Origin of the sequence: Deinococcus radiodurans R1 = ATCC 13939 = DSM 20539, from assembly GCF_000008565.1 — a bacterium.
Classification (GTDB): Bacteria; Deinococcota; Deinococci; order Deinococcales; family Deinococcaceae; genus Deinococcus; species Deinococcus radiodurans.
The window spans coordinates 487,535-500,251 of sequence record NC_001263.1; the positions used below are offsets into that span (position 1 = coordinate 487,535).

General features: G+C 67.2%; 13 protein-coding genes and 2 tRNA genes. 9 read left to right on the forward strand and 6 right to left on the reverse strand.

What is annotated here, in order from left to right:
• Positions 1-131: 131 nt before the first annotated feature.
• Positions 132-1,583, forward strand: coding sequence for a glutamate--tRNA ligase (gene gltX / locus DR_RS02500; protein WP_027479551.1), 1,452 nt, complete (start codon positions 132-134; stop codon positions 1,581-1,583).
• A 77-nt stretch (positions 1,584-1,660) separates the two neighbouring features.
• Here gltX and DR_RS02505 read toward each other — a convergent pair whose 3' ends face one another.
• From DR_RS02505 to DR_RS02520, 4 genes are all read right to left on the reverse strand, one after another.
• Positions 1,661-2,119 (reverse strand): hypothetical protein, encoded by a 459-nt coding sequence (locus DR_RS02505; RefSeq protein WP_162177571.1) that lies wholly within the window; start codon positions 2,117-2,119, stop codon positions 1,661-1,663.
• Positions 2,120-2,198: 79 nt separating this feature from the next.
• On the reverse strand, positions 2,199-3,386 hold the full coding sequence (locus DR_RS02510) for an ABC transporter permease (RefSeq protein WP_010887132.1): 1,188 nt from the start codon (positions 3,384-3,386) through the stop codon (positions 2,199-2,201).
• 108 nt (positions 3,387-3,494) lie between these two features.
• Positions 3,495-3,995, reverse strand: coding sequence for a 3D domain-containing protein (locus DR_RS02515; RefSeq protein WP_010887133.1), 501 nt, complete (start codon positions 3,993-3,995; stop codon positions 3,495-3,497).
• 534 nt (positions 3,996-4,529) lie between these two features.
• Positions 4,530-5,186 carry a pyroglutamyl-peptidase I gene (locus DR_RS02520; protein WP_010887135.1) on the reverse strand — a complete coding sequence of 219 codons (657 nt, stop codon included), beginning with the start codon at positions 5,184-5,186 and terminating at the stop codon, positions 4,530-4,532.
• 103 nt (positions 5,187-5,289) lie between these two features.
• Here DR_RS02520 and DR_RS02525 point away from each other — a divergent pair, with 103 nt between their 5' ends.
• The 7 genes from DR_RS02525 (at position 5,290) to sdaAB (ending at position 10,730) form a co-directional block, all read left to right on the forward strand.
• Entirely contained in the window at positions 5,290-6,075 is a 786-nt protein-coding gene (locus DR_RS02525; protein WP_010887136.1) for a type 1 glutamine amidotransferase domain-containing protein, read from the forward strand.
• Positions 6,072-6,377, forward strand: coding sequence for a putative quinol monooxygenase (locus DR_RS02530; protein WP_010887137.1), 306 nt, complete (start codon positions 6,072-6,074; stop codon positions 6,375-6,377). The genes DR_RS02525 and DR_RS02530 overlap by 4 nt, the downstream gene beginning before the upstream one ends.
• A gap of 96 nt (positions 6,378-6,473) precedes the next feature.
• Complete coding sequence (locus DR_RS02535; RefSeq protein ID WP_027479550.1) at positions 6,474-7,316, forward strand: DNA-formamidopyrimidine glycosylase; 843 nt, start codon at positions 6,474-6,476, stop codon at positions 7,314-7,316.
• Positions 7,313-7,825 carry an AAA family ATPase gene (locus DR_RS02540; RefSeq protein ID WP_010887139.1) on the forward strand — a complete coding sequence of 171 codons (513 nt, stop codon included), beginning with the start codon at positions 7,313-7,315 and terminating at the stop codon, positions 7,823-7,825. The genes DR_RS02535 and DR_RS02540 overlap by 4 nt, the downstream gene beginning before the upstream one ends.
• Positions 7,822-8,466, forward strand: a complete 645-nt coding sequence (gene pdxH, locus DR_RS02545; RefSeq protein WP_010887140.1) for a pyridoxamine 5'-phosphate oxidase — start codon at positions 7,822-7,824, stop codon at positions 8,464-8,466. The genes DR_RS02540 and pdxH overlap by 4 nt, the downstream gene beginning before the upstream one ends.
• A gap of 163 nt (positions 8,467-8,629) precedes the next feature.
• Positions 8,630-9,988, forward strand: a complete 1,359-nt coding sequence (locus tag DR_RS02550; RefSeq protein ID WP_027479549.1) for an FAD-dependent oxidoreductase — start codon at positions 8,630-8,632, stop codon at positions 9,986-9,988.
• 76 nt (positions 9,989-10,064) lie between these two features.
• The gene (sdaAB, locus tag DR_RS02555) at positions 10,065-10,730 is read left to right on the forward strand and encodes an L-serine ammonia-lyase, iron-sulfur-dependent subunit beta (protein ID WP_027479548.1); all 666 of its coding nucleotides are present in this window, start codon (positions 10,065-10,067) and stop codon (positions 10,728-10,730) included.
• A gap of 75 nt (positions 10,731-10,805) precedes the next feature.
• Here the strand turns inward: sdaAB and DR_RS02560 are convergent.
• A tRNA-Val gene (locus DR_RS02560) sits at positions 10,806-10,880 on the reverse strand.
• A gap of 17 nt (positions 10,881-10,897) precedes the next feature.
• Positions 10,898-10,973, reverse strand: a tRNA-Ile gene (locus DR_RS02565).
• Between the two features lie 138 nt (positions 10,974-11,111).
• Between DR_RS02565 and murJ the strand changes: the two genes are divergently transcribed.
• Positions 11,112-12,701 carry a murein biosynthesis integral membrane protein MurJ gene (gene murJ, locus DR_RS02570; RefSeq protein ID WP_162177570.1) on the forward strand — a complete coding sequence of 530 codons (1,590 nt, stop codon included), beginning with the start codon at positions 11,112-11,114 and terminating at the stop codon, positions 12,699-12,701.
• Positions 12,702-12,717: the final 16 nt, after the last annotated feature.

Here is a 12,717-nt window from a genome sequence, read left to right on the forward strand (position 1 = left end):
GGTAAGTGAAGACTGACCGGCGCGGCTTAACGGTGGGGCGAGGGCTGGAGCAGCGGCAGAGTGGAACGCTCTTCTCTAACCACCCCAGAGCAAGCCCGCTGACTCCGCTCAGCGGGCTTATGCTGTCTCTCATGTCTGCTCCCAGCTCCCCGCGCGTGACCCGCATTGCCCCCAGCCCCACCGGCGACCCGCACGTCGGCACGGCGTACATCGGGCTGTTCAACCACACCCTCGCCCGCCAGAGCGGAGGCCGCTTCATCCTGCGGGTGGAGGACACCGACCGCAACCGCTACGTCCCCGACAGCGAAAAACGCATTTTCCAGATGATGCAGTGGCTGAACCTCACCCCCGACGAAAGCCCGCTGCAAGGCGGTCCCAACGGGCCTTACCGCCAGTCCGAGCGCTTCGACCTCTACGGCGACTACGCCCGTCAGCTCGTGCAGAGCGGGCACGCCTACTACGCCTTCGAAACGTCCGATGAACTCGCCGCCCTGCGTGAGGAAGCGCAGAAGGCCGGGCACGTCATCGCCATTCCCAGCCGTGACTTGGGCGCGGCGCAGGCGCAGGCGCGGGTGGACGCGGGCGAGCCGGCGGTCATTCGCCTGAAGGTGGACCGCGACGGCGAAACGGTGGTCAACGACCTGCTGCGCGACCCCATCCACTTTGCCAACAAGGAAATTGACGACAAGGTGCTGCTCAAGGCCGACGGCTTTCCCACCTACCACCTCGCCAACGTGGTGGACGACCGCTTAATGCAAGTCACCCACGTGGTCCGCGCCGAGGAGTGGATTACCTCCACGCCTATTCACGTACTGCTTTACCGCGCCTTCGGCTGGCCGGAGCCCGTGTTCGCGCACATGCCGCTGCTGCGCAACGCCGACAAATCCAAGATTTCCAAGCGCAAGAATCCCACCAGCGTGGAGTGGTACCAGAACCAGGGTTTCCTCCCCGAAGCGATGCTCAACTTTCTGGCGACGATGGGCTGGACGCACCCGGACGGCCAGGAAATCTTCGACCTCGCCGAGTTCGAGCGGGTCTTTCGTCTCGAGGACGTGACGCTCGGCGGCCCGGTCTTCGACCTCGCCAAGCTGCGCTGGTACAACGGCAAGTACCTGCGCGAAGTACTGAGCGAGGACGACGTGGCGCGGCGACTGCACGCCTTCCTGATGCAGAACAAAGTCACGCTGCCCAGCGTAGACGGCCCGCAGGACCCTTACTTCCGCGCCGTCACCCACCTGATGATTCCCCGCCTGGAAGTCTTCGCCGACTTCATGGACAAGACGCTCTACTTCTGGTCCGAGGATTACCCGGTGAACGAGAAGGCGCAGAAAGCCATCGACGCGGGCAAAGAGTTGCTGCCTGAGCTGGCCGCCCGCCTCAAGAACCTGCCGACCTTCGATGCCGCGAGCATCAAGGAGATGTTCCACGCCTACGCCGAGGAAAAGGGCCTGAAGATGGGTAAAGTGATGCCCCCCATCCGCGCCGCCGTCGCGGGCACGATGGAAAGCCCCGACCTGCCGGAGATGCTTGAAGCGCTGGGCCGCGAGCGCGTGCTGGCGCGGGTGGAAAAAGCCGCCCGCTGACCGCGAACAGGGAAGAGGGTGGAGAGTCGAGGGTCCGTCTCTCCGTTCTCCACCCTCTCCTTTTTCGCTCGGCGCCCTCAGCGCAACTGCGCGGTGCAGCCGCCGAACTCGCTGCCCGAGAGCAGCAGGCGGCCCGTCAGGCGGGTGGCGTTGGGCGTGGCATTTTCCAGGCGGCAGTCGTAGTCGGTGCCATTTTCCGACCAGTAGAAGTCGAGGCGCTGGCCCAGGCGGTTGAGCGACACGGCGGGAAACAGGGTCGTGCCCTCGGGCGCCCGGCCCCGCTGCGCGGCGAGCAGTCCGGCGGCGTCGAGGTTGCTGTAGACGCCGGGCGCCGTCTCGAAAATCTCGGTCAGCCGGAACGTCATCCGCGAGCCGACGGCGAGGCTGCCGCCCTCCACGTCCCAGGTCTGCCCGGCGGCGAGCGGCGCCGAGGGAGCCGGAACGGGCGTCCGGTCGGCGCGGCTCAGGGCGTTGAAGGTGGGCGCGCACGACGGGAGCAGCGCGGCGCAGGCGAGCAGCGGCAACAGTTTGTTCATAGGCCGAACTGTAGCCCAGCCACCTGGGGAGCGGATAAGAAGGTGACGCAGCGCCATCTCCACTCAGCACCGCACCCACTCAGCGCAGCACCCGCGCCGGCTCGATGCCCGCCGCCCGCCGGGCCGGAATCAGCGCGGCGAGCAGCGTGGTCACCAGCCCCACGGCATTGACCCACAGCAAATCCTGCCAGCGCACCTGCACCGGCAGCGCGGTGATGAAGTACAGGTCGCCCGGCAACTGAAAGGGCCGCACCGTGAAGTACGCGGCAATGCCCAGTCCCAGCAGGTTGCCGAGGGCGAGCCCGGTCAGGCCCAGCACCATGCCCTCGGTCACGAAGGTCCGCACGATGACGCCCTGCGTCGCCCCGATGGCCCGCAGAATGGCGATTTCCTGCGTCTTCTCGAACACGGCGAGCGTGAGCACGTTGGCGATGCCGAAGGCCGCCACGATCACGATCAGGAACACCACGAAGGCGATGACCCGCTTTTGCAGTGCGAGCTGGTCGAGCAGCGTGCCGTAGATGTCCTGCCAGGGCAGCGCCGCGTAGGGCTGGCTCCCGGTCAGCGCCATCCCCACCTCGCGGGCCTGCTCGGGGTCGTGCAGCCGCAGCTGGTAGCCAGTCACGTTGCCGGTCTGCTGAAGACCTTGCAGTGTACCCAGACTGGTAAAGGCGTAGGCCGAGTCGATCAGGTAATTGCCGGTGGTAAACACCCCCGCCACCTTCAGTTCAGTGCGCCGCTGCTGCGAGTTGAGCAGCCGCACCGTGTCGCCGGTAAAGGCGCCTACCGAGCGGGCGAGCGCTGCGCCGAGCAGCACCTGCCCCGGTCCCAGCGCCGCCAGCGTGCGGCTCTCGGCGGGCGGCAGTTGCAGCACCTGCGCGGCGGCGGGCGTCACCCCGAACAGCGTGGCGAAATCCACCCCGGCGTCGCGGCCCTGCTCGGCGGGGCGGGTGAGCAGTCCCTTATCGGCCAGAAAGGGGGTAAAGGCCTCCACCCGCCTGTCGGACCGAATGAGCCGTTCGAGGTCAGGGCTGGGGGGCCGAGCGGTGTACGAGTTGAGGCTGAGGTGCGGACTCGCCCGCAAGGTGGCGTCGACGAGCGCCCCGGAAAAGCCGTTGGTGAGGCTCAGCGCGGCGATGAGGACCATCACGCCCACCGCGATGCCGAGGACCGTCAGCAGGTTCTGGGTGCGCCGCCGCCCCAGGTGAGCGCGGGCGAGCAGCCACGAAAAGGCAGCGGGTCGGGAGGCGGGAGGCGGAGCAGACATGCAGGGCCGAGGCTAGCGCAGCCGGGCGTCCGAGGGCGAGAAGCCGAAAAAGCCCCGACCCGCCGCCGTCATGCAGAGCGGCGCAGGCCAGGGCCAGTGGACTGAGGCTCAGCGCAGAGCGGTAATCCGCACCGTGCTGGTGCCGAAGCTGATGGCGTCGCGGTAGGTGGGCATCCAGATGTCCACCTGATTGGTCTTGCGGGGGTGCATGGTGTCTTCGACGATGAACACGCGTCCGGCGAAGTTGTAGCGGCCCGAGAGGTCCTGAATGGTCACGCGGGTGCCGTAGGGAAACACGCGCAGCAGGTCACGCGACAGCGCCACCACGCCGGGGCGGGTGCGGGTGCCGGTGGCGGTGATGTGGGGGGTGCCGTCGGTCTGGCTCGACAGGCTGTTGTACGCCGTTGCCTTAATGACCAGGCTGCGGCCCGCACCGCGCGAGGCGCCGAGCAGGTCACTGACGACCGGGGTCGCGGCGGGGATTTCGGCGGTCACAGCGGGCGTAAAGGTGCTTTGGCCTTCCGGCGTGGCGAACTGCGCGGTGGCGGTGGTCAGGGACAGCAGACTCAGGGCGGCAGCAGACAGCACAAACTTCAGGGGGTTCGACATCGGTTCTCCTCTGGGACCGGCCTCAGCACGGGGCCCCGGCCAAACGGCCTTGGTTCTCTTGATTCAAAGTTCCCGGCAGGCGCCGCGCTGTATTGCTCCGGCGGCGCTCTGACCGCTTTGCCCGGTTCGTGGGCCGGAAACGAAACTCCTTTTCCGGCCTTCCCGCCATCACTACCTGCGGCCCTTCAGGCAAAGAACTGCACCAGATGAGGGTAAACAGTCCAAATAAGGGCTTTCTGAGAAAAGTTGCCTGCTGACTCACTTTTGCCAGGGTACCTTTGCCCCTTTTTCTCAGAATCGAGTGGAAAGTCCGTCTCCTGCTCACTCCCTGAGATGAGGAAGACGACAAGCCGGCAGCCCCTTTCCTCATCTGAGAGGAGGGGAACTTTCCGGAAATCAGGAGTCAATTGTGGGCAATGCTGGAATGCAAAAGTGACGTTGGTCGCAGGCTGGGCCGTTCTGAGCACTCGACTGACTGCCAGCTTGAGCTGGAGCAAAGGCGATCAGGGAGCCGTCAGCCCCGAATCTGGAAAATCACATCTTTCCCATCTGGAGGACGCTGCTCTGAGCGGTTATTGCCTCCGCCGCCACCCGCACCGCCCGCGTGATTTCGCTTTGCGGCAGGTAGGGGAGAGGTGGCCGGTCCGCCGGCACCGCGAGGGCCACCGCCGCGTTCGCCGGGACGTGCAAAAAGCCGCACGGCACCGCGCCGCGCCCGTGTTCACGCAGCCAGTGCAAGGCGTGGTAGAGCACGAAGTTGCAGACATACAGCCCCGCCGAGTTGGAAATGTCACCGGGAATCTCGGCCTCGCGCCACGCCGCCAGAATCGCCCGCAGCGGCAGCGTGGCGAGGTAGGCGGCGGGGGCGTCCGGCTCAATCGGCTGGTCCCGGTAGGTCTGCCCGGCGTTGTCGGGAATCTGGAAGTCCATGACCCCGACCCCCACCCGCTCGAGCGTCACCTGGGGCCGCCCCGCCGCGAGGCCGGTGAGCAGCACCGCGCCGGGGTCCTGTTCGCTCAGCAGCCGTGTCAGCGCCGCCCCCGCCGCGTGGGGTTCCACCGGCAGCAGCGCCGAGTGAACGCCCCAGCCGCCCGGCAGCTCCAGCCCGTGCAGCTCTTGCGCCGCCTGGGCGCTCGGGTTGTCGGGGTGGGTGTGAAACGGCTCGAATCCGGTCAGCAGCAGCGTGGGCATGGGCGCAGCATACGAGACAGGTCGCCGAGCACGGGGTCACTTTAATTTTCACAGTGCTTTATTTTCATTCGGCGGGCAAGGGCTTCGCTCTAAGCTGTGACCCATGACGACTTCTACGCCTTCCAACCGCATCCTCGTGGTGATGTCGAGCGCGGCGCAAATCCCGCTGCAAGACGGCAAGAACCACAACACCGGCTACTTCCTCAACGAGTTCGGCGTGCCGGCCAAGCGTCTGACCGACGCTGGGTACGAACTCGTCATCGCCACGCCGCGCGGCAGTGTGCCCGGTATGGACCACAACAGCGACCACGATATGTTCTTCAAGAACAAGGAAGAACACAACGAAATCAAGGCCTTTGTGGGCGACGTGCTGAGCAACACGACCATTCAGACCACCGAGGCCGTCGCCGCCGAGGGCACCCAGGCCTACGCCGCGCTCTTTTTGCCCGGCGGCCACGCCCCCATGGCCGACCTGATGGCCGACCCCGCGCTCGGTGAGATTCTGCGGCAGTTCCACGCCGCCGCCAAGCCCACCGCGCTGATTTGTCACGCGCCCACCGCGCTGCTCGCGGCGCAGGCCGACCCCGTCGCCTTCCAGAAGGGTATGGAAGCGGGCGAGCAGCCCAGCGCGCAGGACTTCACCTACCAGGGTTACCGCGTGACGGTGTTCGCCAACGACGAGGAGGAGGCCACCGAAAAGACCTTCGAGGCCCCCATGCTGTACTACCCCGCCGACGCACTCACGCAGGGCGGCGCGCAGGTGGAAAACGGCGAGGCGATGAAGCCCAACGTGGTCCGCGACCGCGAGCTGCTCACCGGCCAGAACCCCTTCAGCGATGAGCCGTTCGTGGCGCAGCTCCTGGAGATGCTCGGCGGGGCGAAGGCGTGAGCCCGGTCAGCGTCCACGCGGTCCTGACCCCCAAACCCGAACACCTGACCGAAGTCGAGGCCGAACTGCGGACCATGGCCCGCGCCTCGCGCCAGGAAGAGGGCAACCTGCGCTACGACCTCGCCCGCGAGCGGACGGAGAGCGGCGTGCGGCTGCATATCAGCGAGCGCTACCGCGACGAGGCCGCCGTGCAGGCCCACCGCGACTCGGCGCACTACCAGGCCTACCGCGCCAAAGCCGGCGCGTGGCTGGCCGAGCCGCCGCAGGTCAGCGTGCTCGAAGAAGTAGACGTGGCGGGCTAAGTTTCTGCTGCCCCGGCAAGCCGCTCCCCGTGTGGGGGCGGTTTTTTCATGCCCTAGACTCCGGTGTTCGCCCCGGCTTTGGCCTATCCTCGCCCCATGCCCGAACTGCCGGAAGTCGAAACCACCCGCCGCAAAATCGAGCCGCTGCTGCGGGGCAAGACCATCGAGCGCATCGTCCACGACGCCCCGCACCGCTACCGCAACACCGAGCGGGCGCACGGGCGGCAGGTGCGCGGGCTGACGCGCCGGGGCAAATACCTGCTGCTGCACCTCGCGGCGGCGGACGCGGCAGAAGACGAGCCGCACGACCTCGAACTCATCGTGCACCTCGGCATGACCGGCGGCTTCCGGCTGGAAGAAGGGCCGCATACCCGCGTCACCTTCGAACTCGGCAGCGGCGAAAAACTGTACTTCAACGACCCCCGGCGTTTCGGTAAGGTGGTGGCGGTGGCGCCCGGCGACTACGCGTCCATGCCCACCCTCGCGGCGATGGGCCCGGAGCCGCTCTCTGACGACTTTACCGAGGCCGAATTCGTCGCGCTCGCCGCCCGCTGCGGCCCGGTCAAGCCCTGGCTGCTCTCGCAAAAGCCGGTGAGTGGCGTGGGCAACATCTACGCCGACGAGAGCCTGTGGCACGCCCGCCTTCACCCCGCGCAGACCCGATTGAACGCGGACGAAGCCGGGCGCCTGTACCGCGCCATTCGTGAGGTGATGGCCGCCGCTGTAGACAAGGGCGGCAGCTCGCTCGGCAACGGTGTAGGCAACTACCGCCAGCACGACGGCGAGGGCGGCGGCTTTCAGCACTCGCACCATGTGTATGGGCGGGCCGGTCAGCCCTGCGACCGCTGCGGCACCCCAATTGAAAAAATCGTGCTGGGGCAACGGGGAACCCATTTTTGCCCGGTGTGTCAACCCCTCAGAACAGACCGGAGCGCATGAAACGTGTCCTGATCGTCGGCAGTCCCGGCGCGGGCAAAAGCACCTTGGCCAAGACACTGGCGGCGCAAACGGGCCTGCCGCTCACCCATCTGGACGACCTCTCGTGGGAGCCGGGCTGGGTCCGGGTGGAGCAGACGGTGTGGCATGCGCGGCTGGGCCGGGCCATCGCTGCCGACGACTGGATTCTCGACGGCAACATCCTGACCACCTTGCTGCGGGTCGCCTACCGCGCCGACACCGTGGTTTATCTGTTGCCGCCGCGCTGGTTGTGTTTGTGGCGCATCTATCAGCGGGCCGCGATCGGGCAGTTTCCGCACGGCGAACGCTGGCAAGGCTGGCCCACCCGCGAACTGCTGCGCAGCTTGTGGCAGTTTCCCGCTCAGGCCGACTGGCAACTCGCCCAGCTCCGCACGGTGCCGGGCCTGCGGCTGGTCGTGCTCCGCAGCGACGCAGAAGCCCGTGCCTTTCTCGCCCGTCTGCCCGGAGGCTGGGCTACCCTCCACCCATGACCGACCTGACCTCCCTGCGCCTCTCCTACACCCGCGCCGAGCTGCGCCGCGAAGACCTGAACCCCGACCCGCTGCGGCAGTTTCAGGGCTGGTTCGAGGAAGCGCAACAAGCCGACCTCACCGAGCCCTACGCCCTGCAACTCGCCACAGCGGACGCGCAGGGCCGCCCCAGTGTCCGTACCGTGCTGCTGCGCGGCGCCGACGAGCGCGGGCTGACTTTCTACACCAACTACGAGTCGCACAAGGGCCACGACCTCGCCGCCAATCCGCAGGCCGAGGTGCTGTTTTACTGGGCCGAGCTGGAGCGGCAGGTGCGGGCGTTCGGCACGGTCAGCCGGGTGCCGGAGGCCGAGTCGAACGATTACTTCCACAAGCGCCCCCGCGAAAGCCAGCTCGCCGCCCACGCGAGTACGCCGCAAAGTGCGCCCGTCGAGAACCGCGCCGCCCTGGAAGCCAAGTTTGCCGCGCTGCACGAGCAGTTTCCCGAAGGGACGACTATTCCCCGTCCGGCCTTCTGGGGTGGCTACCGGGTGCAGGTGCAGGAGTGGGAGTTCTGGCAGGGCCGCCCCAACCGCATGCACGACCGCTTTCGCTACGCGCGTGACGGGGACGGCTGGCGGCTCGACCGGCTGATGCCCTGAGGGGACTGCAAGTGGCCCCAGGAAGACGATGTTTTTGTCTTGAGACCCTCTACCAAGGGGAGAGGGCCTTGCGCAGCAAGGGGTGAGGGGTCTTGCCATCACACCCCCTCGCTCCCTCTCCCAGTTCCGCGCCCCTTTTCTCGGCACCCACTACACTTTTCCCATGACCTCCTACACCCCCGAACGCCCCCTGCGGGTTGCCGTCATCGGCTCTGGCCCCAGCGGGATCTACGCCGCCGAAGCCCTGCTCAAGCAGACCGAGTTCCCGGTGGAGGTGGACGTGTACGACCGTCTGCCCACCCCTTACGGCCTGGTGCGCTACGGCGTGGCGCCCGACCACCTCACCATCAAGAGCGTGACCAAGGGCTTTGAAAAGACGCTCTCCGACCCGCGCGTGCGCTTTCTCGGCAACGTGGAATTCGGCAGGGAACTGAGCGCCGAGGACGCCCGCGCCCACTACGACGCGGTGATGTACACCGTGGGGGCGAGCAGTGACCGCCGCCTGAACATTCCCGGCGAGGACCTGCAAGGCTCAATGAGCGCTACTGAATTCGTCGCCTGGTACAACGGCCACCCCGACGCGGCGACCCGCGAAATGCTGCTCAGCGCCGAGGGCGTGGCGGTTATCGGCGTGGGCAACGTGGCGCTGGACGTGAGCCGCATCCTTGCCAAGACGGTGAACGAGTTGCGCGGGTCCGATATTGCCCCGCACGCTCTGCCGGTGCTGGAGCGCTCCAGCGTCAAGGACATCTACATCCTGGGGCGGCGCGGCCCGGCGCAGGCGGCCTTTACCACCAAAGAACTGCGCGAATTCGGCGAACTCGCGGGCGCCGAACCTGTGGTCAAGCCCGCCGAGGTGCAGCTGCGCGAGGAAGAAGAAGCGCAGGTCACCGACAACGTGAAGAAGAAGAACATCGAAGTTCTGCGCGACTTCGCCGTTCGCACCCAGGAAGGCAAGGAGCGCCGCGTCCACCTGCGCTTCCTGGTCTCGCCAGTCGAGATTCTGGACGACGGCGAAGGCCGCGTGGCGGGCCTGAAGGTGGAGCGCAACCGCCTCGACGAGCAGGGGAACGCGGTGGGCACCGGCGAGTACGAGACGCTGCCCGTGCAACTGGTGCTGCGCTCGGTGGGCTACCGGGGCGTGGCACTGCCCGGCGTGCCGTTCGACGACAGGCGCGGCGTGATTCCCAACGAGGAAGGCCGCGTGCAGGGCCGCCCCGGAGAGTACACGGCGGGCTGGATCAAGCGCGGCCCGAGCGGCGTCGTCGGCACCAACCGCAAGGACGCGACCGACACGGTGGCGCACCTGCTCAGCGACGCCCGCGAGGGCAAACTGCTCACGCCCGCGCACACGACCCGCGCCGAGGTGGACGCCCTGCTCGCCCAGAAGGGCGCCGACGTGTTCACCTTCGAGGACTGGCAGACCCTCGACGCCCACGAACTCACCCAGGGTCAGGCACAGGGCCGCCCCCGGCACAAGGTGGCGCGGCGCGAGGACATGCTGGGGTTACGCAAACGCTGAAGCCGGAAAGACACAGGGTAGGGGGTTGGGGCGTCAGGCTCGCTTCCCCCTGCTTTTAACCGACTACACTGCGCCCATGTCCCTCCTCGACATGATCGGTCCCGTCATGATCGGCCCGAGCAGCTCCCACACGGCGGGTGCTTGCCGCCTCGGGCTGGTGGCTCATCACTTGCTCGGCGAGGCTCCGAAAGACGCGAAAATCGGCCTGCACGCTTCCTTCGCCAAAACTGGACGCGGGCACGGCACGCACCTCGCGCTGGTTGCCGGGCTGCTCGGGTACTCGCCTGACGACCCCCGGCTGCCGCAGGCGTTCGAGCAAGCGCAGGCGGCGGGGCTGCATTTCGAGTTCGCCGACGTGGACCTCGGCGACGTGCACCCGAACACCGCCCACATCGTCCTGAAGGGCGAGACCCAGGAAGTCACCGTGCAGGGGAGCAGCACCGGCGGCGGCGTGATTCTGGTCACCCAGGTGCAGGGCCTCGGCGTGAATTTCAGCGGCGCGAGTCCCACCCTGCTGCTGCGGTACACCGACGCGGTGGGCATGATCGCCCGCATCGCCAGCTCCATCGCCGCCGCCGGGGTCAACATCGCCGCGCTGACCTGCACCCGCGCGGCGCGGGGTGGACAGGCACTGCTTGCCATCGAACTCGACGCGCCGCCTTCGCCCGAGGCCCTCTCCTTTATCGCGAGTTGGCAGGACGTGAACTGGGTGCGGCTGCTGCCCAAGCTGATGGACGGCTAAAAAGGAGCGGGGCCGCGAGATTCTTCCTCACGGCCCCGACAACAAAAAACCCCGCCGAGGCGGGGAACTTTGATTTGGTGGGCGGTATAGGACTTGAACCTACGACCCTTCGCGTGTGAAGCGAATGCTCTACCACTGAGCTAACCGCCCGTCTCTCACCAGAAGTGTGGTGGGCCCTGCCGGATTTGAACCGGCAACCAATCGGTTATGAGCCGACTGCTCTGACCGTTGAGCTAAGAGCCCGCTGTGCACGGTCTTTGCCCTTCGTCAAGGCGAGAGGAAGTGTAGCAGTGGCCTCCGGGGTTGTCAAACGCGCCGCCGGGGCGTGCAAAGCCAGACTCAGGACGTTCGGGTCGGGGAGCGCGGGGTACAGTAGGGCGCGTGACTGTGCCGCCCGCTGCCCCCGATCCCAATGCGCCGCCCCAGGGACCAGCTTCGCCCGCCCCCGCGCCCAGCCCGGTGCCCAAAAAGTCGCTCCAGGCCAATACCCTGATCGTGATGGCTGGGACGCTCGGCTCGCGGCTGTCGGGCATCGTGCGCCAGCAGGTCATCAACCTCTTCGACACCACGCTCACCGACGCCTTCAACGTGGCGATCAAGGTGCCCAACCTGATGCGCGAGCTGCTTGCCGAGGGCGCCCTCGTCAACTCGTTCATTCCGGTCTACAAGACGCTGGACGCCGCCGAACGCCGCAAACTCGCCCAGAGCTTCAGCGGGTTTTTGATCGCCATCAACCTGCTGCTGATGGCGCTCGGCATCTTCGCCGCGCCGTGGGTGGTGGGGCTGCTGACTTCGACCCACGCCAACATTGACCGCGCCATAGCGATCTACATGACGCAGCTCGTCATGCCTTTTCTCACGCTTATCAGTCTCTCGGCGGTGGCGATGGGGCTGCTCAACGCCGACGAGCACTTCCGCGAAAGCAGCTTCGCGCCCGTCGCCTTCAACATCGCCAGCATCATCGCGCTGTTGCTGCTGCCCAACAACGCGACCTGGCTCGCCTTCGGCTGGCTGATCGGCGGGGTGGCGCAACTGCTGGTGCAGCTCCCGGCGCTGCGGCGCTTTGGTCTGCTGCCTGAGCCGCGGCTGGGGGGTCACCCGGCGCTGGGGCGGGTGCTGAAGCAGATGGCGCCTTTTACCCTCACCGCCGGGGCGCGGCAATTTCTGAACCTATACGTGACGCGGCTGCTGACCGACGCCTCGCAGTTCAAGCCCGGCACCCAGACCGGCTACGCCAACGCCGAGGCGCTGTTTACGATGGCGAACGGCCTGTTCGTGGTGTCGCCCGCGCTCGCGGTGTTTCCGCGCTTTTCTCAGCACGCCGCCGAGGGCAACTGGAACGAGTTCCGCTCGCTGACCGCGCAGACCATTCGCACCAGCACCTTCCTCGCCGCGCCGGTGAGTGCGCTGCTGCTGGTGCTCGCGCCCTACGCGGTCAGCGTCTACAACCTCAAGTCCGGCTTCGACCCCAACCGCTTCGAGGCCGGGTCGGGCATTCTCGCCGGGTGGGCGCTGGCGCTGATTCCCTGGGCGCTCGTGACCATCCTGCTGCGGACCTTCTATGCCCGCGAGCGCACCCGCGAGGCGGTCACCGTCAGCGCCATCGGCTTCGTGCTGGAAGTGGGGCTGTATCGGCTGCTGGTGCCAGCGTTCGGGCTGTTCGGCTTCGGCCTGAGCACCACCCTTAGCGGCATCCTGATGGCCTTCGCCCTGATGCTGATGTACCAACGCGCGCTGGGCTTTCCCTGGCAGGCGGTGGGCGACCACCTCGCGCGCGTGGTGCCGCTCGCCCTGCTGTCGGGCATCGTCGCCTGGCTGATTTCGCGGGTGATGCCGGCCCCCGGGTTCTTCTTGCCGGGCCTGTTTGGGCTCGCGGTGGCGGGTGGAGCGGGGCTGCTCGTCTACCTGCTCGGCGCCACGCTGCTGAAGATGCCGGAGATGGCGGGGCTGCTGCGGCGACTGAAACGCTGAGCCCCGGCAAAACGCG

Bases quoted from the DNA above. Each gene is read 5' to 3' on its own strand.
- gltX (WP_027479551.1), top strand. From the start codon at position 132: ATGTCTGCTCCCAGCTCCCCGCGCGTGACCCGCATTGCCCCCAGCCCC.
- DR_RS02505 (WP_162177571.1), bottom strand. From the start codon at position 2,119: ATGAACAAACTGTTGCCGCTGCTCGCCTGCGCCGCGCTGCTCCCGTCG.
- DR_RS02510 (WP_010887132.1), bottom strand. From the start codon at position 3,386: ATGTCTGCTCCGCCTCCCGCCTCCCGACCCGCTGCCTTTTCGTGGCTG.
- DR_RS02515 (WP_010887133.1), bottom strand. From the start codon at position 3,995: ATGTCGAACCCCCTGAAGTTTGTGCTGTCTGCTGCCGCCCTGAGTCTG.
- DR_RS02520 (WP_010887135.1), bottom strand. From the start codon at position 5,186: ATGCCCACGCTGCTGCTGACCGGATTCGAGCCGTTTCACACCCACCCC.
- DR_RS02525 (WP_010887136.1), top strand. From the start codon at position 5,290: ATGACGACTTCTACGCCTTCCAACCGCATCCTCGTGGTGATGTCGAGC.
- DR_RS02535 (WP_027479550.1), top strand. From the start codon at position 6,474: ATGCCCGAACTGCCGGAAGTCGAAACCACCCGCCGCAAAATCGAGCCG.
- DR_RS02540 (WP_010887139.1), top strand. From the start codon at position 7,313: ATGAAACGTGTCCTGATCGTCGGCAGTCCCGGCGCGGGCAAAAGCACC.
- pdxH (WP_010887140.1), top strand. From the start codon at position 7,822: ATGACCGACCTGACCTCCCTGCGCCTCTCCTACACCCGCGCCGAGCTG.
- DR_RS02550 (WP_027479549.1), top strand. From the start codon at position 8,630: ATGACCTCCTACACCCCCGAACGCCCCCTGCGGGTTGCCGTCATCGGC.
- sdaAB (WP_027479548.1), top strand. From the start codon at position 10,065: ATGTCCCTCCTCGACATGATCGGTCCCGTCATGATCGGCCCGAGCAGC.